Here is a 16,594-nt window from a genome sequence, read left to right as displayed (position 1 = left end):
CCCACGGGCTTTTGGGGGGAGAAAACCCATGCTGTTACGCGGTCTGACTTGGCTGGTGTTGTTTCAATTGCTGGGCACGGCGATCAATCACTTGTTCCTGCCGATCTTGCCCGGGCCGATTGTCGGCCTGCTGTTGCTGCTGGCGTATCTGGTGTGGCGCGGCGAGGTTGGTGAACCGCTGAGCCTGGCGGCCAGCAGCCTGCTGCGTTACCTGCCACTGCTGCTGGTGCCGCCGGCGGTGGGGGTGATGGTATATGCCAAGGACATTGCTGCCGATTTCTGGGCCATCGTCGGGGCGCTGGTCCTGTCGTTGGTGATCGCCATGGGCGTTGTTGGCGTGATGATGCAAAAACTGGTCAAGCGCCAGGCACGGCGGGAGGAGGGGCAATGACCTTCGATTGGCAGGGCGCATGGACGGCGGTGATCCACCATCCCTTATTTGGTATTGGCATCACGTTGGGCGCCTATCAACTGGTACTGGCGGGGTTCGAGAAAACCCGCTGGATCTTCCTGCAGCCGGTGCTGGTCTCGATGTTGCTGGTGATAGGCGTGCTGCTGGGGTGCGGGTTGACCTATGTCGAATACCGCAAAAGCACCGAGATCATGAGCATCCTGCTGGGCCCGGCCACCGTGGCGCTGGCGGTGCCGCTGTATTTGAACCTGCGGCGGATTCGACAGTTGTTCTGGCCGATTTTTACTACGCTGATGGTGGGTGGGGTGTTTGCCACCGGCCTGTGTGTGTGGCTCGGTTGGTGGTTTGGCGCTGAACACATGGTGCTGATGACCATGGCGCCCAAGTCCGTGACCTCGCCCATCGCCATGCTGGTGGCCGAGCAGATCGGCGGCGTCGCGGCGCTGGCGGCGGTGTTCGTGCTGATCACCGGGGTGATCGGTGCCATGATCGGGCCGGCCTTCCTGTCGCGCCTGGGGGTGCACAGCCCTGAGGCACGGGGCATGGCCCTGGGCATGACCGCCCACGCGGTCGGCACCTCGGTGGCCTTGCAAGAAAGCGAGGAGTGCGGGGCCTTTGCCGCACTGGCGATGAGTTTGATGGGCGTGGCCACGGCAGTGTTCCTGCCACTGGCCGTGTCTTTGGTGATTTAAGTCGGGTTTAAGGAACGCTTTATGAGTCTGGCGCTGTTCCCTCTCAATACGGTGCTGTTTCCAGGCTGCACCCTCGACCTGCAACTGTTCGAGGCGCGCTACCTGGATATGATCGGCCGCTGCATGAAAAAGGGCGAAGGCTTTGGTGTGGTCTGCCTCTTCGGCGGCCAGGAGGTCGGCCAGGTGCCGGAGCGCTATGCGGTGATTGGCTGCGAAGCGATGATTCGTGATTTCGAGCAGCAGGACAACGGCTTGCTGGGGATTCGGGTCGAGGGTGGGCGCAGGTTCCGCGTGCGCGGGGCCCAGGTGCAGCGCGATCAGTTACTGGTGGCCGATGTCGAGTGGCTGGAGGAGATGCCCGAGCGCGACTTGGAGGAGGAAGATGGCGATCTATTGGCGCTGCTGATGGCCCTGGCGGAACACCCGATGGTCGCCTCCCTGGGCATGGACGCCGATGTGCAAGGGCAGCAACAGTTGAGCAACCGTCTGGCTTACCTATTGCCGTTTGCCGACACCGACAAGATCGAGTTGCTGGAGCTTGACGATCCCCTGCAACGGCTGGACGCCATTCAGTTAATGCTGGATGAGTTGCAGGGCGAACTGTTCCAGTGAGTCCGCCCCGCAGGCCATTGTCGAAATTGCCGTCGGCGTAGCTCAATAAGCGTATCGGAGCAGGGCGTGGGAGGTTCCGCTCAGGGCAAAGAACCCCAAGACCGCCACGCACCCCGGCACGATCAACCACCACACCTTTGGCGCCATGGGCGGGAGCAGGCTGTGGCGCTGGCTCAAGGTCAGGCTGAAGGCGCAGACGGTCATGGCCAGCAAGGTGCCGGCGAGAATATCGCTCGGCCAGTGTGCCCCCAGATATACCCGCGACAGGGCAATGGCCGCAGCCGGGATTGCACCCAGCAGCAACCAGGCCAGGCGCATGCGAATTGGCTGGCCGCGACCGGCCAGCACCGCCAGCGCAAGGAAGAACGCAAACGAGCCAGAGGCGTGACCGCTGGGCATGCTGAAGCTGGTCAACGGGTCGACGAGGATTTCGGGGCGGCCACGGGCAAAGAACAGCTTGCTTGCCGTGTTGATCAGCGCGGCACCCAGCAGCGTAGCGCCGACGAAAATCGCCTGGCGCCATTGCCGTGCCAGCAACAGCAGGCCGGTCAGCACGGCGCTGGCGACGAACATCTTCTTGAACTCGCCCAGTTGGGTGATCATCACCATGGCCTGGTCCATGGCCGGGCTGCGGTGTTCCTGGACCAGCGCCATCAAACCTTGGTCGAAATGGTTCAGGTAGGGGTAGCCGATAAACATCGCAATCAGTAGCGCCAGGCTCGCGCAGCCCATCCACAGTGTGGCGCGGCGGTGGCCGCGCAGGGTGCTATTGAGGGTGACGCCGAACAGCACGGCCAAGCAGGCGGCAACCACCCCGGCCTCGGGCCAGAACCCTTCGGGCAGCGGCAGGCGAAACGCCGCGCCAGCAGCCCAGCCTGGCAGCAGATAGGCTACCGTCCAGCCGGCGGCGGCCAGCACGCTCACGGCGGCAAAGCGCGGGAAGGGCATGTCGCACATCCCGGCGACCATGGGCAACATCGGACGCAATGGGCCAATGAAACGTCCTACCAGCAAACTGACGATGCCGTACTTCTGAAAGTAGGCCTCAGCCCCGTCCATCCACTCGGGATGATGACGCAGGCCTGGCAGGCGGCGGATGTTCTGGTGGAAATGCCGACCCACGTAGTAGGAAATCCCGTCGCCCAGCAGCCCGCCGAGCAGGCCCAGCAGCAGGGTTTCGCCCAGCGAAAGTGCGCCGCTGCCGGCCAGCGCGGCAATGGCGAACAGCAGTACCGTCCCCGGCACGATAATCCCGGCGATGGCCAGGCATTCCACAAAAGCGACGATAAACACCGCCGCCGCCAGCCATTGCGGGTTAAGGGTCAGCCAGCCGGTAATGCCATCGAGCCATGGGCCCATAAAATCACTCCATCAATGAACCGCTACCTGGAATACGCTTCTCAAAACACCGGCGCCCCCTGTAGGCGCTGTGTTGCAGATGCCATTTCCAGCAAAAACGGTTGTTTCAAATATTCAAATCAAAACGTAATCGCGGCCTTCGACCTGGCCGCGTCGCAACGGGTTCCGTGTGCAATAGGGCGCCAAGTCAGCATCCACGAAGCGATACATCAGGTGTTCATCGCGCCCGCCGGGAATGCCCAGGCGGGTGGTCTGGATAATTTGCGCGGGCGCCAGGCCCACATCTTCGACGTAGAGCCCCTCCTGGTCGAAGCGTTTGGCGTCCCACATCGGTACCTTCAAACCCAGGGCCTTGCACAGCAACGTCTGTCCGGCGCAGAGCTTATGGGCTGGGCGCGGACGGCCGCTAGCGTCGGGATTGTTCAACAACATTTGCGCCAGGCTTGCAGGCCCTGAGACCTCATCCGTCCATGGGTAGGCCGACTTGATCAAGACGGCGTTGCCTGGCCCCTGGGCGCTGAAGTTCAGGGAGTCCCCACCACGGGCGTAGTACATATAGATGTGGCCGCCATCCAGAAACAAAGCCTTACGCTTTTCTGTGTAGCCAAGGGACGCATGGCTGCCTTTTTCGGCCAGGTAATAGGCTTCGGTTTCAATAATTCGCGCCGACAGCCACACATCGCCGACACGATGGCGGATGACTTTGCCCAGCAAATCTTTCGCGAGCGTTTGCGCATCGCGGTCGAAAAAACCATCAGGCAGGGGCTTGGCGGGGATCTTGGGGTGGGAACTGGACATGACGATGGACGGTTGCGCAGGCCAAATGTGACAGGATGATATCAACTCCAGGCTTAATCACCGCTGAACCTCGAGTTTTTACAGTTCATTTCGACCATCCGCCCCTCACCGCTGTCCGTAGGACGGCGCGACAGCTATAATCTGCCGCTTTCCTCTTTGCCAAGACCCCACCAGACCATGACTGAGTCCGTTCTTGACTACATGACCCGCCTGGGTCGCGCTGCCCGTCAGGCCTCGCGGTTGATCGCCCGTGCGAGCACCGCGCAGAAGAACCGTGCCCTGCTGGCTGCCGCCGATGCTCTGGATGCCTCGCGCTCCGAGTTGACCGCCGCCAACGAGTTGGACCTGGCCAACGGCCGGGCCAATGGTCTGGAGCCGGCATTGCTGGATCGCCTGGCGCTGACGCCGGCCCGTATCGACGACATGATCGAAGGCCTGCGCCAGGTAGCCAAACTGCCTGACCCCATCGGTGAAATCCGCGATATGCGTTACCTGCCGTCAGGCATCCAGGTCGGCAAGATGCGCGTGCCCCTGGGCGTGATCGGCATCATCTATGAGTCGCGTCCGAACGTGACCATCGACGCCGCGAGCCTGTGCCTGAAGTCCGGCAATGCCACCATCCTGCGTGGCGGCTCCGAGGCCATCCATTCCAACCGCGCCATCGCCGCCTGCATCCAGCAAGGCCTGGCCGTGGCCGAGTTGCCGGCCGAGGTGGTGCAAGTGGTGGAAACCACCGACCGCGCTGCCGTTGGCGCGCTGATCACCATGCCTGAATATGTCGATGTGATTGTGCCGCGTGGCGGCAAGAGCCTGATCGAGCGCGTCAGCCGTGATGCCAAGGTGCCAGTGATCAAACACCTGGATGGCGTCTGCCACGTCTTTATCGATGTGGCGGCCGATCTCGACAAGGCGATCCGCATTGCCGACAACGCCAAGACCCATCGCTATGCGCCGTGCAACACCATGGAAACCCTGTTGGTCCACGCCGGTATTGCCGCGCGCGTGTTGCCGCCGCTGGCTGCGATCTACCGCGACAAGGGCGTGGAACTGCGCGGTTGCGAGCGTACCCGGGCGCTGTTGGGCAGCGATGTGATCGAGGCTACCGAGCAGGACTGGTACACCGAATACACCGCGCCGATCCTGTCGATTCGGATCGTCGATGATCTGGACCAGGCCATCGAGCACATCAACACCTACGGCTCCAAGCATACTGACGCCATTGTTTCCGAGCATTTCAGCGATGCCCGGCGTTTCCTTAACGAAGTGGACTCCGCTTCGGTGATGATCAACGCCTCGACACGCTTTGCCGACGGCTTCGAGTATGGCCTGGGGGCGGAGATCGGGATTTCCACCGATAAGCTGCATGCCCGTGGGCCGGTTGGTCTGGAAGGCCTGACCAGCGAGAAGTACGTGGTGTTTGGTGACGGTCATGTGCGCACTTGATGGGTAAACGCATCGGGCTGTTCGGCGGTACCTTCGACCCCGTGCACATCGGCCATTTGCGCAGTGCCCTGGAAGTGGCGGATACCCTCGGGCTGCAAGAGCTGCGGCTGATCCCCAATGCCAGGCCGCCGCACCGCGACACCCCGCAAGTCAGCGCGCAGGAGCGCCTGGCGATGGTGCAGTGCGCGGTGGCCGGGATTGCCCCGTTGGTGGTGGACGACCGCGAGCTCAAGCGCGACAAACCGTCCTACACTATCGACACCCTGGAACAGACGCGGGCCGAGTTGGCCGCCGATGACCAGTTGTTTTTGCTTTTGGGCTGGGACGCATTTTGCGGACTGCCCACTTGGCATCGCTGGGAAGAGTTGCTCCAGCATTGCCACATCCTGGTTTTGCAACGCCCGGATGCCGACAGCGAACCGCCGGATGCCTTGCGCAACCTGCTGGCAGCGCGGTCGGTAAGTGACCCACAGGCCCTGACCGGGCCGAGCGGGAATATTGCATTCGTCTGGCAGACCCCGCTTGCGGTGTCGGCCACCCAGATCCGTCAACTGCTGGCCAGCGGTAAGTCGGTACGTTTCCTGGTGCCTGACGCGGTCCTGGCCTACATCGATGCGCACGGGCTTTACCGTGCGTCGAACTGAAAAGGCGCGCTTGAAGGCACGAATAATCGTGTATTGAAGCGCCCGAACTAATGAGCAAAACGAGTTTTATATGACGAACAAAGACGTAAGCAAAGTTAAGCGCAAAGGCACGTTCAAGAGCGCACCGTTGCCGGTGGAAGCCCTGTTGGTCCCGGCTCCCGAGGGTGAAGCGCTGGTAGCGCTGGCCGTCGCGGCCCTGGAAGACGTGAAGGCCCAGGACATTCAGGTCCTGGACGTGCGTGACAAGCAAAGCATCACCGACTTCATGATCATCGCCACCGGTACCTCCAACCGCCAGATCGGCGCGATGCTGGACAAGGTTCGCGAAGCCGTCAAAGCCCAGGGCGTCAAGCCATTGGGTGAAGAAGGCAAGGGCGACAGCGACTGGGTGCTGGCTGACCTGGACACCGTGATCGTACACATGATGACCAGCAACGCCCGCCAGTTCTACGACCTGGAGCGTCTGTGGAAAGGCGCCGAGCAGAGCCGTGCCGCCGATGGCAAGCACCACAGCCCGGAAGTCGGTCACGCGCACTTCGACAAGCTCAACAAAGACCAGGAATAAGGAACGGCTGTGCGCCTGCGTCTGATTGCTGTCGGTTCACGCATGCCCAAGTGGGTGGAAGAAGGCTGGCATGAATATGCCAAGCGTCTGCCATCCGAGCTTGCGCTGGAACTGGTGGAAATACCGCTCAACACCCGGGGCAAGAACGCCGATGTGGCGCGCTTTATCCGTCAGGAAGGCGAGGCGATGCTGGCCAAGGTCGGTGCCAACGAGCGCATCGTCACCCTTGAGGTGCACGGCAAGCCCTGGAGCACCGAGCAGTTGGCGGTGGAGCTGGATCGCTGGCGCCTGGATTCGCGTACGGTCAACTTCATGGTCGGCGGCCCCGAGGGGCTGGCGCCGGAAGTCTGCGCCCGGGCCGATCAGCGCTGGTCGCTGTCGCCCCTGACGTTGCCCCATCCGCTGGTGCGGATCCTGATTGGTGAACAGCTGTATCGCGCCTGGACAGTTCTGTCCGGGCACCCTTACCACAAATAGTCTGCGCCCTGCCTGATGACCCAGCCGATCCGCATCAAGGACCACGAGAAAGACGCACGCCTTGTACGCGCGCGGGTGATCTTTGGCGCTATCGCGGTGGTGGCGTTGATGTGCGTGTTGATCGCCCGTCTGTATTACCTGCAGGTGATTCAGTACGAGTATCACTCCACGTTGTCGGAAAACAACCGGGTGCATGTGCAACCGATTCCGCCGACCCGTGGCTTGATTTTCGACCGAAATGGCGTGGTGATCGCCGATAACCGGCCCAGTTTCAGCCTGAGCATGACCCGCGAACGCTCCGGTGATTGGCCGCAGGTCCTCGATGTGATTGTCGAGGTGCTGCAGCTGACGCCGGAAGATCGGCTGATCTTCGAGAAGCGCATGAAGCAGGGGCGGCGCCCGTTTGAACCGGTGCCGATCCTGTTTGAGCTGACCGAAGAGCAGATCGCCAGGATCGCGGTGAACCAGTTCCGCCTGCCGGGCGTGGAAGTGGTGGCGCAGTTGGTGCGCCATTATCCGCAAGGGGCGCACTTTGCCCACTCGGTGGGTTACATGGGGCGGATCAACGAGAAAGAGCTCAAAACCCTCGATCCGGTCAATTACAGCGGCACCCACCATATCGGCAAGACCGGTATCGAGCGCTTCTACGAGCCGCAGTTGCACGGTCAGGTGGGTTACGAGGAAGTCGAGACCAACGCCCGTGGCCGCGTGCTGCGGGTGCTCAAGCGGACTGACCCGATTCCCGGCAAGGACATTGTCCTGAGCCTGGATATCAAGCTGCAGGAGGCCGCAGAAATGGCCCTCGGCGGGCGTCGCGGAGCGGTGGTGGCGTTGGATCCGAACACCGGCGAGGTCCTGGCGATGGTCAGTCAGCCGAGTTTCGACCCCAACCTGTTCGTGACGGGGATCAGCTTCAAGGCCTATGCCGAGTTGCGCGACTCCATTGATCGACCGCTGTTCAACCGAGTGCTGCGCGGTCTGTATCCACCGGGTTCGACCATCAAGCCAGCGGTGGCGATTGCTGGCCTGGACGCGGGTGTGGTCACGGCCTCCAGCCGGGTCTACGATCCGGGCTATTACATGCTGCCCAATTACGATCACAAGTACCGTAACTGGAACCGTACCGGCGACGGCTATGTGGACCTGGACACGGCGATCATGCGCTCCAACGACACCTACTTCTATGACCTGGCCCATAAGCTGGGGATTGATCGTTTGTCGACCTACATGGGCAAGTTTGGCCTGGGTCAGAAAGTGTCCCTGGACATGTTTGAAGAATCCCCAGGCCTGATGCCTTCCCGGGAGTGGAAGCGCGCAACCCGTCGCCAGGCCTGGTTCCCGGGCGAGACGCTGATCCTGGGGATCGGTCAGGGCTACATGCAGGCCACCCCTTTGCAGTTGGCCCAGGCTACGGCACTGGTGGCCAGCAAGGGCAAGTGGATTCGCCCGCATCTGGCCAAGACCATCGAGGGTGAAAAGCCGGTGGATGAAAACCCGATTGCGGACATCATCCTGCGCGACCCGTCCGACTGGGCCAAGGTCAACCACGGCATGCAACAAGTGATGCATGGCGCCCGGGGTACGGCGCGCAAGGCGGCCGTTGGTGCGCAGTACCGGATTGCCGGCAAGAGCGGGACCGCCCAAGTGGTGGCAATCAAGCAGGGCGAGAAATACGACCGCTCCAAGGTCCAGGAACGCCATCGCGACCACGCCTTGTTCGTCGGTTTTGCCCCGGCCGACAACCCGAAGATCACCGTGGCGGTGATGGTCGAGAACGGCGAGTCCGGTTCCGGTGTGGCCGCCCCGGTGGTGCGCCAGATCATGGACGCCTGGTTGCTGGACCCGGACGGCAAGCTCAAGCCTGAGTTTGCCAACCCTTCAAGCGCGGAGGCTACGGCCCGTGAAGAGTAATTTTGATCGCATTCTCTCCAGTGAGGATGTGATGCGTCGCCGCGCCACTTTGTTGCAGCGCTTGCACATTGATGGCCCGTTGCTGATCCTGCTGCTGACCCTGGCGGCCGGCAGCCTGTTCGTGTTGTATTCGGCCAGTGGCAAGAACTGGGATCTGTTGATCAAGCAGGCGTCGTCATTTGGTTTGGGTCTGTTGTCGATGGTGGTGATCGCCCAGCTGGAGCCGCGTTTCATGGCGCGCTGGGTGCCGCTGGGATACGTCGCCGGCGTACTGTTGCTGGTGGTGGTGGACGTCATGGGGCATAACGCCATGGGCGCCACCCGCTGGATCAATATCCCTGGGGTGATTCGCTTCCAGCCGTCGGAATTCATGAAGATCCTGATGCCGGCCACCATCGCCTGGTACCTGGCCAAGCGCACCTTGCCGCCGCAGCTCAAGCATGTGGGGATCAGCCTGATCCTGATCGGCATCCCCTTCATCCTGATTGTGCGCCAGCCCGACCTCGGCACCGGCCTGCTGATCCTCGCCGGCGGTGCGTTCGTGCTGTTCATGGGCGGCCTGCGCTGGCGCTGGATCGTCAGCGTGCTGGTGGCGGCCGTGCCAGTGGCTGTCGCCATGTGGTTCTTTTTCATGCATGACTATCAGAAGCAGCGGGTCCTGACGTTCCTCGATCCCGAGAGCGATCCGCTGGGCACCGGGTGGAATATCATCCAGTCCAAAGCCGCCATCGGTTCCGGCGGGGTGTTTGGCAAGGGCTGGCTGCTGGGCACCCAGTCGCACCTGGACTTCCTGCCGGAAAGCCACACTGACTTTATTATTGCGGTGATGGGTGAGGAGTTCGGCCTGGTGGGCATCTGCGCACTGCTGTTGATCTACTTGCTGTTGATCGGGCGCGGCCTGGTGATTACCGCGCAAGCGCAGACGCTGTTCGGCAAATTGCTCGCCGGTGCGCTGACAATGACTTTTTTTGTTTACGTTTTCGTCAACATCGGTATGGTCAGTGGCCTGCTGCCGGTGGTTGGGGTGCCGTTGCCGTTCATTAGCTACGGCGGAACTTCGCTGGTGACATTACTGTCAGCGTTTGGGGTTTTGATGTCGATCCATACCCATCGCAAGTGGATCGCACAGGTTTGAATAAGGTGAAGATGTCAATGCAAGCAATGCGCGGCTGGGCTGCTCGATACGCGTCCTGTCTGGGCCTGCTGGGCGCCTTTGGCGCTTCACAGCCAGCCCTGGCCGGCGATTACGACGGCTCGCCCCAGGTCGCCGAATTTGTCGGTGAGATGACCCGTGACTATGGTTTTGCCGGCGAACAACTGATGGGCGTGTTCCGCGAGGCCCAGCGCAAGCAGGCGATACTCGACGCCATTTCTCGCCCTGCCGAGCGCGTTAAACAGTGGAAGGACTATCGCCCGATGTTCCTTACCGACGCACGTATAGCGCGGGGTGTGGACTTCTGGCGGCAGCACGAGGCCGTGCTGGCCCGCGCCGAGCAGGAATACGGCGTGCCTGCCCAGGTGATCGTGTCGATCATCGGCGTAGAAACTTTTTATGGGCGCAATACCGGCAGTTACCGGGTGATCGACGCCTTGTCGACCCTGGGCTTCGATTACCCGCCCCGCGCCGAATTCTTCCGCAAGGAACTGCGTGAGTTCCTGCTGCTGGCCCGTGAAGAGCAGGTCGACCCATTGACCCTCAAAGGCTCCTACGCCGGTGCCATGGGCCTACCCCAATTCATGCCCAGCAGCTTTCGCGCCTATGCCGTGGATTTTGACGGTGATGGCCATATCAATATCTGGAGCAACCCCGATGATGCCATTGGCAGCGTTGCCAGTTACTTCAAGCGTCATGGCTGGGTAGGTGGCGAACCGGTGGTGATCCGTGCGGACGTCACGGGCGATCGCGCCGATGAGGGCCTGACCCAGGGCATCGAGCCGGTGAAAACCGTCGGGGAGTTGCGGGCGCTGGGCTGGTCAAGTCATGATGCGCTGCGCGATGATATGCCGGTTACCGCCTTCCGCCTGGAAGGTGCAGACGGCCCGGAATATTGGATGGGCCTGAAGAATTTTTACGCAATCACGCGTTATAACCGCAGTGTGATGTACGCCATGGCCGTGCATCAGCTGTCAGACATGCTGGTTCAAGCACGGGGCGTCAAGTAATGCGGGTATCGCCGATCAATAAACCGCTCAAGCTGGTGGCGCTAGCCGCATTGTCCTTGCTGGTTGTCAGTTGCTCCACCAGCCGAGCGCCGGTGCAGAAGGCCGGTGGCCCGGTAGTCCGCGCGCAGCCGGGGCTGGACATCAACCGGGCCCACAAGGACGGCGCGCCGTGGTGGGACGTCGACGTCTCGCGTATCCCGGATGCCACGCCGACCCTGCATACCGGCAACTACAAAGCCAACCCCTACACGGTGCTGGGCAAGACTTACTTCCCGCTGCAAGAGTCCAAGAACTACGTGCAGTCGGGCACGGCGTCCTGGTACGGCACCAAGTTCCACGGCCAGAACACCGCCAACGGCGAGGTGTATGACCTGTACGGCATGAGCGCGGCACACAAGACCCTGCCGCTGCCTGCCTATGTGCGCGTGACCAACCTGGACAACAACCGCACGGTGATCCTGCGGGTCAACGACCGTGGGCCGTTCTATTCCGATCGAATCATCGACTTGTCCTACGCTGCCGCGAAAAAACTCGGCTATGCCGAATCCGGCACGGCGCGGGTCAAGGTCGAAGGCATCGACCCGGCCCAGTACTGGGCCCAGCGCGGCAAACCGGCGCCATTGATGCTCAACGAACCACAAAGCGCGCAACCGCAGATCACCGCTTCGGCGGGCAAGGTCGAGCAGTGGACGCCGCCGCCCCAGCAACACGCCGCGCCAGTCGTGGCCGTGCCACAGGCGGCGCCGGGCAACGCGGCGGGCGGGCAATACCTGCAAGTCGGCGCTTTCGCCAACCCGGATGCGGCAGAACTGTTAAGGTCCAAGCTCAGCGGGATGGTCAGCGCGCCAGTGTTTATCAGCTCCATCGTGCGTAACCAACAGACCCTGCACCGGGTACGCCTGGGCCCCCTGGGCTCGGCGGGCGAGATTGCCCAGGTGCAGAACAGCGTGCGATTGGCCAACCTGGGTCAGCCCAGCGTGGTCAGCGCCGAATAAGCAGTAGCGGATCTAGGGTGCTGGCGCGCTTGCGTGCCGGGGCCCTGGTTGTAGGCTCGTCGAATAATAAAAACCCGAAGGCAAGGGTTGAGCTGGCAACTGAATACGCGACAGCCTGGCAACGGGTTGTCTGAATAGTTTTGCCCGCGAGGGCAAGTTTCCATAAGCAATTTCGAGAGACGGATGAACATCACCACCTTAGCCAAACGCCTGTGCCTGCTTGTCCCGCTGATCATCGCGCCCGCTGCCTGGGCCGTCGAAATGATGCCAGCGCCACCGCAACTGGCTGCCAAGTCCTACGTGCTCATGGATGCCGCCAGCGGCAACGTGCTGGTCGAAAACAATGGTGACCAGCGCCTGCCGCCGGCCAGCCTGACCAAGCTGATGACCGCCTACATCGCGACCCTGGAAATCCGTCGCGGCCAGATCGGTGAAAACGATCCGGTGACCGTCAGCGAAAACGCCTGGCGTACCGGCGGTTCGCGGATGTTCATCAAGGTCGGCTCCCAGGTAACTGTCAGCGACCTGCTGCACGGCATCATCATCCAGTCCGGCAACGACGCTAGCGTCGCCCTGGCTGAGCACATTGCTGGCAGCGAAGATGCATTCGCCGACATGATGAATAAAACCGTGACTGACCTGGGCATGACCAACAGCCACTTCATGAACCCGACCGGCCTGCCGAACCCAGACCACTACTCGTCGGCCCATGACATGGCGATCCTGGCGCGCGCGATCATTCGTGTCGACCCGGTGCACTACGCCATCTACTCCCAGAAAGAGTTCTTCTGGAACAACATCAAGCAGCCTAACCGCAACCTGCTGCTGTGGCGTGACAAGACTGTGGATGGCCTGAAAACCGGCCACACCGACGAAGCCGGCTACTGCATGGTGTCTTCGGCTGTGCGTGACGGCCAGCGCCTGATCGCCGTGGTCTTCGGCACCAACAGCGAGCAGGCTCGTGCCGCCGAGACTCAGAAGCTGCTGACCTACGGTTTCCGTTTCTTCGAAACCCAGACCTTCTACCAGAAGGGCGCTGAACTGGCCCAGGCTCCGGTCTGGAAAGGTACCGAGCGTCAAGTCAAGGCCGGCCTGGCTGATGACCTGACCCTGACCATGCCTAAAGGCCAGCTGAAGAAACTGGCTGCCAGCATGACCATGAACCCACAACTGACCGCGCCTATCGCCAAGGGCGATGTGATCGGTAAAGTCGAAGTGAAGCTGGACGACAAAGTCGTACACAGCGCCGATCTGATCGCACTCGACGCTGTTGAGGAAGGTGGTATCTTCCGTCGCGTGTGGGATAGCATCCGTCTATTCTTCTACGGCTTGTTCAACTGATTGTGTGCACCCGCAAAGCCCCGCGTTGATCCGACGCGGGGCTTTGCTCGTCGCCACGGCTTACCGCTTACGAGGCCGTTACGCCATGACCGATAAAGAAGTAAAGGCGCCAAAGATCGAATTCCCGGTGGTGGACTATCCCATCAAGGTGATCAGCGATACCGGTGTAGGCCGTAAAGACCTGATCCTCGAAATCGTGCGCAAGCACGCTACGATCAACGATCAGCGAGTGGATGAGCGCTCCAGCTCTACCGGCAAATACACCACGATCCAGTTGCACATCGTTGCAACCGATCAAGACCAGCTCTACGACATCAATAGCGCACTGCGAGCCACCGGTTTCGTACACATGGTGTTGTGATGTCACAGGTCCTGGGCTTTCGCGAGCTCGGCCAGATGGCCTACGAGCCCGTCTGGCACGCCATGCAGCGCTTCACCAATGAGCGCGGCACTTCGGCTCCTGATGAAGTCTGGTTGGTGGAGCACCCGCCGGTATTCACCCAGGGCCAGGCCGGTAAGGCTGAGCATCTACTACTTCCGGGTGATATTGCGGTGGTGCAGGTCGACCGAGGTGGTCAAGTGACTTACCATGGGCCCGGGCAACTGGTGGCTTATTTGCTGCTGGATGTGCGCAAGCTGGGTTATGGCGTGCGCGAGCTGGTCAGTCGCATGGAAAACTGCCTGATCGAACTCTTGGCCAGCTACGGTGTAGCGGCGACGGCCAAGCCCGATGCACCTGGTGTGTATGTCGACGGCGCGAAAATCGCCTCCCTGGGCCTGCGCATCCGCCATGGTTGTTCCTTTCATGGCCTGGCCCTGAACGTGGACATGGACCTGGCGCCGTTTCGCCGGATCAATCCCTGTGGTTACGCCGGTTTGGCCATGACCCAGTTGAGCGATCACGCAACACCCATAGAATTTGCCGAGGTAAGTGCCCGGCTGCGCGCGCAGCTCGTCAAACACCTCGACTATGCTGAGCAGACGACCCTGACGGGCGGAATCGACTGATATGACTACTGATGTTGTGCAAACCATGATCCCGACGCTGGACATTACCGAACGTCCGGCCCCGGCTCCGCGTGCCAAGGTGGAAGCCGGCGTCAAGCTGCGCGGCGCCGAGAAGGTTGCACGCATCCCGGTGAAGATCATTCCGACCACCGAACTGCCGAAAAAGCCCGACTGGATCCGCGTGCGCATCCCGGTTTCTCCGGAAGTCGACCGTATCAAGGCCCTGCTGCGCAAACACAAGCTGCACAGCGTGTGCGAAGAAGCCTCCTGCCCGAACCTGGGCGAATGCTTCTCCGGCGGCACCGCCACCTTCATGATCATGGGTGACATCTGCACCCGTCGTTGCCCGTTCTGCGACGTTGGCCATGGCCGGCCGAAGCCACTGGACGTCAACGAGCCAGAAAGCCTGGCCATCGCCATTGCCGACCTGAAACTCAAGTACGTGGTGATCACCTCGGTAGACCGTGATGACCTGCGCGACGGCGGTGCCCAGCACTTTGCCGACTGCATTCGCGAAATCCGCAAATTGTCGCCGAACGTGATGCTCGAGACCCTGGTCCCGGACTACCGTGGCCGCATGGATGTCGCCCTGGAAATCACCGCTGCCGAGCCGCCAGATGTGTTCAACCACAACCTGGAAACCGTGCCGCGCCTGTACAAGGCCGCGCGTCCGGGTTCGGACTACCAGTGGTCGCTGACCCTGCTGCAGAAATTCAAGCAGATGATGCCGCACATCCCGACCAAGTCCGGTCTGATGCTGGGCCTGGGCGAAACCGACGAGGAAGTGATCGAAGTCATGAAGCGCATGCGCGAACACGACATCGACATGCTGACCCTGGGTCAGTACCTGCAGCCGTCGCGCAGCCACTTGCCGGTGCAGCGCTTCGTACACCCGGACACCTTTGCCTGGTTTGCCGAAGAAGGCTACAAGATGGGCTTCAAGAACGTTGCGTCGGGCCCGCTGGTGCGTTCGTCGTACCACGCCGACGAGCAGGCCAAGCTGGTCAAGGCGAGCCTGGTTTCGTAAGCCGCACCGCAATCAATGTGGAATGCGGGCTTGTGTGGGAGCGGGCTTGCCCGCGATGCAGACGCCCCGGTGTATCAGTTGCGCCGAGGTGATGCTATCGCGGGCAAGCCCGCTCCCACAGTTCGTTACGCTGTACAGAATAGGGAGAACCAAGGATGACTAACCCTCCTGCCACCGTCGTCCCCGCCCTACGCGCCGAAGGCGTGATCGGCCTCATCGCCCCCGCAGGCCCCGCCGCGCTGGATGTTGAGAAGGCCGGGCAATGGATGCGTACCCGCGGCTACGAGCTGCGGATTTTCTCGGGGGTGTACGAGCGCGACGGCTACCTGGCCGGCAGCGATGAAGTACGTCTGCGCGACCTGCACGCGGCCTTCGCTGACCCTGATATCGACGCCATCTTCTGCCTGCGCGGTGGCTATGGCACCCCACGCTTACTCGACAGCGTGGATTTCGAGCTGCTGGCCGCCAATCCTAAGCCCTTCGTCGGCTACAGCGATATCACCGCGCTGCATCTGGCAATCAGCCGCTACGCCGGTTTTGTGACCTTCCATGGCCCAATGCTCAATGCTGATCTGCTGGGCGACAAACAACCACCCACTGAGTCATCGCTGTTCAGCCTGCTGCGTGGGCAACTAGGTGCCGGTAGTGTGCTGGCGCATCCGGCGGCCTACCCGTTGACCACCATCGAACCTGGCATCGCTTGTGGGCGCCTGCTGGGTGGCAACCTGTCGATGATCGCGGCCGTGATGGGCACACCGTTCGAAATCGATGCCGAGGGCATCATCCTGTTTATCGAAGACGTCAACGAACCGATCTACCGTATCGACCGCCTGCTGACGCATTTGCGACTGGCAGGCAAGTTGGCGCAGGTTCGCGGTGTGCTGGTGGGGGATGTAGCGGGGGTAGATAGCGCGGCGCTGGACAGGCTGCTGAAACAGACGTTCGCACCGTTATGCATCCCGGTCCTGTCCGGCTGGCGCAGCGGGCATTGCGACCCGAACCTGACCTTACCGATGGGCGCTTTGGTGCGCCTGGATGCGGGGGAACAGCGGTTGGTGCTGGAGCAGGATGTGGTGCTCAGGGCCTGAGTATTTAGTCGTCTGTCAGGCCGTTATCGCCAGCAAGCCCGCATTTGCCCCTGTGGGAG

18 protein-coding genes are annotated in these 16,594 nt (G+C 61.6%); 16 read left to right on the top strand and 2 right to left on the bottom strand.

Features of this window, described 5'->3' with window-relative positions:
- The first annotated feature begins 28 nt into the window (after positions 1 to 28).
- From JTY93_RS23320 to JTY93_RS23310, 3 genes are read left to right on the top strand one after another with little or no spacing between them, the layout of a single operon-like run.
- Positions 29 to 391 (top strand): CidA/LrgA family protein, encoded by a 363-nt coding sequence (locus tag JTY93_RS23320; RefSeq protein WP_029292271.1) that lies wholly within the window; start codon positions 29 to 31, stop codon positions 389 to 391.
- Positions 388 to 1,104, top strand: a complete 717-nt coding sequence (locus JTY93_RS23315; protein ID WP_205478741.1) for an LrgB family protein — start codon at positions 388 to 390, stop codon at positions 1,102 to 1,104. The genes JTY93_RS23320 and JTY93_RS23315 overlap by 4 nt, the downstream gene beginning before the upstream one ends.
- A gap of 21 nt (positions 1,105 to 1,125) precedes the next feature.
- On the top strand, positions 1,126 to 1,716 hold the full coding sequence (locus JTY93_RS23310; protein ID WP_205478739.1) for an LON peptidase substrate-binding domain-containing protein: 591 nt from the start codon (positions 1,126 to 1,128) through the stop codon (positions 1,714 to 1,716).
- A gap of 42 nt (positions 1,717 to 1,758) precedes the next feature.
- Here JTY93_RS23310 and JTY93_RS23305 read toward each other — a convergent pair whose 3' ends face one another.
- Positions 1,759 to 3,075, bottom strand: coding sequence for a bifunctional DedA family/phosphatase PAP2 family protein (locus tag JTY93_RS23305; RefSeq protein WP_205478737.1), 1,317 nt, complete (start codon positions 3,073 to 3,075; stop codon positions 1,759 to 1,761).
- Between the two features lie 114 nt (positions 3,076 to 3,189).
- Positions 3,190 to 3,873 carry a DNA-3-methyladenine glycosylase gene (locus JTY93_RS23300; protein WP_205478735.1) on the bottom strand — a complete coding sequence of 228 codons (684 nt, stop codon included), beginning with the start codon at positions 3,871 to 3,873 and terminating at the stop codon, positions 3,190 to 3,192.
- 177 nt (positions 3,874 to 4,050) lie between these two features.
- On the opposite strand from JTY93_RS23300, the gene JTY93_RS23295 reads away from it, so the two are divergent.
- The 13 genes from JTY93_RS23295 (at position 4,051) to JTY93_RS23235 (ending at position 16,535) form a co-directional block, all read left to right on the top strand.
- Positions 4,051 to 5,316, top strand: coding sequence for a glutamate-5-semialdehyde dehydrogenase (locus tag JTY93_RS23295; protein WP_205478733.1), 1,266 nt, complete (start codon positions 4,051 to 4,053; stop codon positions 5,314 to 5,316).
- Positions 5,316 to 5,960 carry a nicotinate-nucleotide adenylyltransferase gene (gene nadD / locus JTY93_RS23290; protein WP_029292264.1) on the top strand — a complete coding sequence of 215 codons (645 nt, stop codon included), beginning with the start codon at positions 5,316 to 5,318 and terminating at the stop codon, positions 5,958 to 5,960. The genes JTY93_RS23295 and nadD overlap by 1 nt, the downstream gene beginning before the upstream one ends.
- A 70-nt stretch (positions 5,961 to 6,030) precedes the next feature.
- Positions 6,031 to 6,525: a ribosome silencing factor gene (gene rsfS / locus JTY93_RS23285; RefSeq protein ID WP_032861691.1), complete on the top strand. Its 495-nt coding sequence runs from the start codon at positions 6,031 to 6,033 to the stop codon at positions 6,523 to 6,525.
- Between the two features lie 9 nt (positions 6,526 to 6,534).
- A complete protein-coding gene (gene rlmH, locus JTY93_RS23280; protein ID WP_029292262.1) occupies positions 6,535 to 7,002 on the top strand; it encodes a 23S rRNA (pseudouridine(1915)-N(3))-methyltransferase RlmH in 468 nt (155 codons plus the stop codon).
- Positions 7,003 to 7,017: 15 nt separating this feature from the next.
- Complete coding sequence (gene mrdA / locus JTY93_RS23275) at positions 7,018 to 8,913, top strand: penicillin-binding protein 2 (protein ID WP_205478732.1); 1,896 nt, start codon at positions 7,018 to 7,020, stop codon at positions 8,911 to 8,913.
- 31 nt (positions 8,914 to 8,944) lie between these two features.
- A complete protein-coding gene (gene rodA / locus JTY93_RS23270; RefSeq protein ID WP_205478746.1) occupies positions 8,945 to 10,048 on the top strand; it encodes a rod shape-determining protein RodA in 1,104 nt (367 codons plus the stop codon).
- A 17-nt stretch (positions 10,049 to 10,065) separates the two neighbouring features.
- Positions 10,066 to 11,076 carry a lytic murein transglycosylase B gene (mltB, locus tag JTY93_RS23265; protein WP_205518914.1) on the top strand — a complete coding sequence of 337 codons (1,011 nt, stop codon included), beginning with the start codon at positions 10,066 to 10,068 and terminating at the stop codon, positions 11,074 to 11,076.
- Positions 11,076 to 12,071 carry a septal ring lytic transglycosylase RlpA family protein gene (locus JTY93_RS23260; RefSeq protein ID WP_205478725.1) on the top strand — a complete coding sequence of 332 codons (996 nt, stop codon included), beginning with the start codon at positions 11,076 to 11,078 and terminating at the stop codon, positions 12,069 to 12,071. Before mltB ends, JTY93_RS23260 begins: the two co-directional genes overlap by 1 nt.
- A 183-nt stretch (positions 12,072 to 12,254) precedes the next feature.
- Positions 12,255 to 13,412 (top strand): D-alanyl-D-alanine carboxypeptidase family protein, encoded by a 1,158-nt coding sequence (locus tag JTY93_RS23255; protein ID WP_029292257.1) that lies wholly within the window; start codon positions 12,255 to 12,257, stop codon positions 13,410 to 13,412.
- An 85-nt stretch (positions 13,413 to 13,497) separates the two neighbouring features.
- The gene (locus tag JTY93_RS23250; RefSeq protein WP_205478723.1) at positions 13,498 to 13,773 is read left to right on the top strand and encodes a DUF493 domain-containing protein; all 276 of its coding nucleotides are present in this window, start codon (positions 13,498 to 13,500) and stop codon (positions 13,771 to 13,773) included.
- Positions 13,773 to 14,420, top strand: coding sequence for a lipoyl(octanoyl) transferase LipB (gene lipB / locus JTY93_RS23245; RefSeq protein ID WP_205478721.1), 648 nt, complete (start codon positions 13,773 to 13,775; stop codon positions 14,418 to 14,420). The genes JTY93_RS23250 and lipB overlap by 1 nt, the downstream gene beginning before the upstream one ends.
- A gap of 25 nt (positions 14,421 to 14,445) precedes the next feature.
- Complete coding sequence (gene lipA, locus JTY93_RS23240) at positions 14,446 to 15,447, top strand: lipoyl synthase (RefSeq protein WP_057444888.1); 1,002 nt, start codon at positions 14,446 to 14,448, stop codon at positions 15,445 to 15,447.
- 155 nt (positions 15,448 to 15,602) lie between these two features.
- Positions 15,603 to 16,535, top strand: a complete 933-nt coding sequence (locus JTY93_RS23235) for a S66 peptidase family protein (RefSeq protein WP_205478719.1) — start codon at positions 15,603 to 15,605, stop codon at positions 16,533 to 16,535.
- Positions 16,536 to 16,594: the final 59 nt, after the last annotated feature.

The sequence above is a fragment of the Pseudomonas hygromyciniae genome (assembly GCF_016925675.1).
In the GTDB taxonomy this organism is placed as follows: domain Bacteria; phylum Pseudomonadota; class Gammaproteobacteria; order Pseudomonadales; family Pseudomonadaceae; genus Aquipseudomonas; species Aquipseudomonas hygromyciniae.
Note: the sequence above shows the minus strand (reverse complement) of the source record. Positions and strands in the feature narration are given on the sequence as shown.

Excerpts from the sequence above, each read along its gene's own strand:
- JTY93_RS23320 (WP_029292271.1), top strand. The coding sequence starts at position 29 with ATGCTGTTACGCGGTCTGACTTGGCTGGTGTTGTTTCAATTGCTGGGC.
- JTY93_RS23315 (WP_205478741.1), top strand. The coding sequence starts at position 388 with ATGACCTTCGATTGGCAGGGCGCATGGACGGCGGTGATCCACCATCCC.
- JTY93_RS23310 (WP_205478739.1), top strand. The coding sequence starts at position 1,126 with ATGAGTCTGGCGCTGTTCCCTCTCAATACGGTGCTGTTTCCAGGCTGC.
- JTY93_RS23305 (WP_205478737.1), bottom strand. The coding sequence starts at position 3,075 with ATGGGCCCATGGCTCGATGGCATTACCGGCTGGCTGACCCTTAACCCG.
- JTY93_RS23300 (WP_205478735.1), bottom strand. The coding sequence starts at position 3,873 with ATGTCCAGTTCCCACCCCAAGATCCCCGCCAAGCCCCTGCCTGATGGT.
- JTY93_RS23295 (WP_205478733.1), top strand. The coding sequence starts at position 4,051 with ATGACTGAGTCCGTTCTTGACTACATGACCCGCCTGGGTCGCGCTGCC.
- nadD (WP_029292264.1), top strand. The coding sequence starts at position 5,316 with ATGGGTAAACGCATCGGGCTGTTCGGCGGTACCTTCGACCCCGTGCAC.
- rsfS (WP_032861691.1), top strand. The coding sequence starts at position 6,031 with ATGACGAACAAAGACGTAAGCAAAGTTAAGCGCAAAGGCACGTTCAAG.
- mrdA (WP_205478732.1), top strand. The coding sequence starts at position 7,018 with ATGACCCAGCCGATCCGCATCAAGGACCACGAGAAAGACGCACGCCTT.
- rodA (WP_205478746.1), top strand. The coding sequence starts at position 8,945 with ATGCGTCGCCGCGCCACTTTGTTGCAGCGCTTGCACATTGATGGCCCG.
- mltB (WP_205518914.1), top strand. The coding sequence starts at position 10,066 with ATGCAAGCAATGCGCGGCTGGGCTGCTCGATACGCGTCCTGTCTGGGC.
- JTY93_RS23260 (WP_205478725.1), top strand. The coding sequence starts at position 11,076 with ATGCGGGTATCGCCGATCAATAAACCGCTCAAGCTGGTGGCGCTAGCC.
- JTY93_RS23255 (WP_029292257.1), top strand. The coding sequence starts at position 12,255 with ATGAACATCACCACCTTAGCCAAACGCCTGTGCCTGCTTGTCCCGCTG.
- JTY93_RS23250 (WP_205478723.1), top strand. The coding sequence starts at position 13,498 with ATGACCGATAAAGAAGTAAAGGCGCCAAAGATCGAATTCCCGGTGGTG.
- lipB (WP_205478721.1), top strand. The coding sequence starts at position 13,773 with ATGTCACAGGTCCTGGGCTTTCGCGAGCTCGGCCAGATGGCCTACGAG.
- lipA (WP_057444888.1), top strand. The coding sequence starts at position 14,446 with ATGATCCCGACGCTGGACATTACCGAACGTCCGGCCCCGGCTCCGCGT.
- JTY93_RS23235 (WP_205478719.1), top strand. The coding sequence starts at position 15,603 with ATGACTAACCCTCCTGCCACCGTCGTCCCCGCCCTACGCGCCGAAGGC.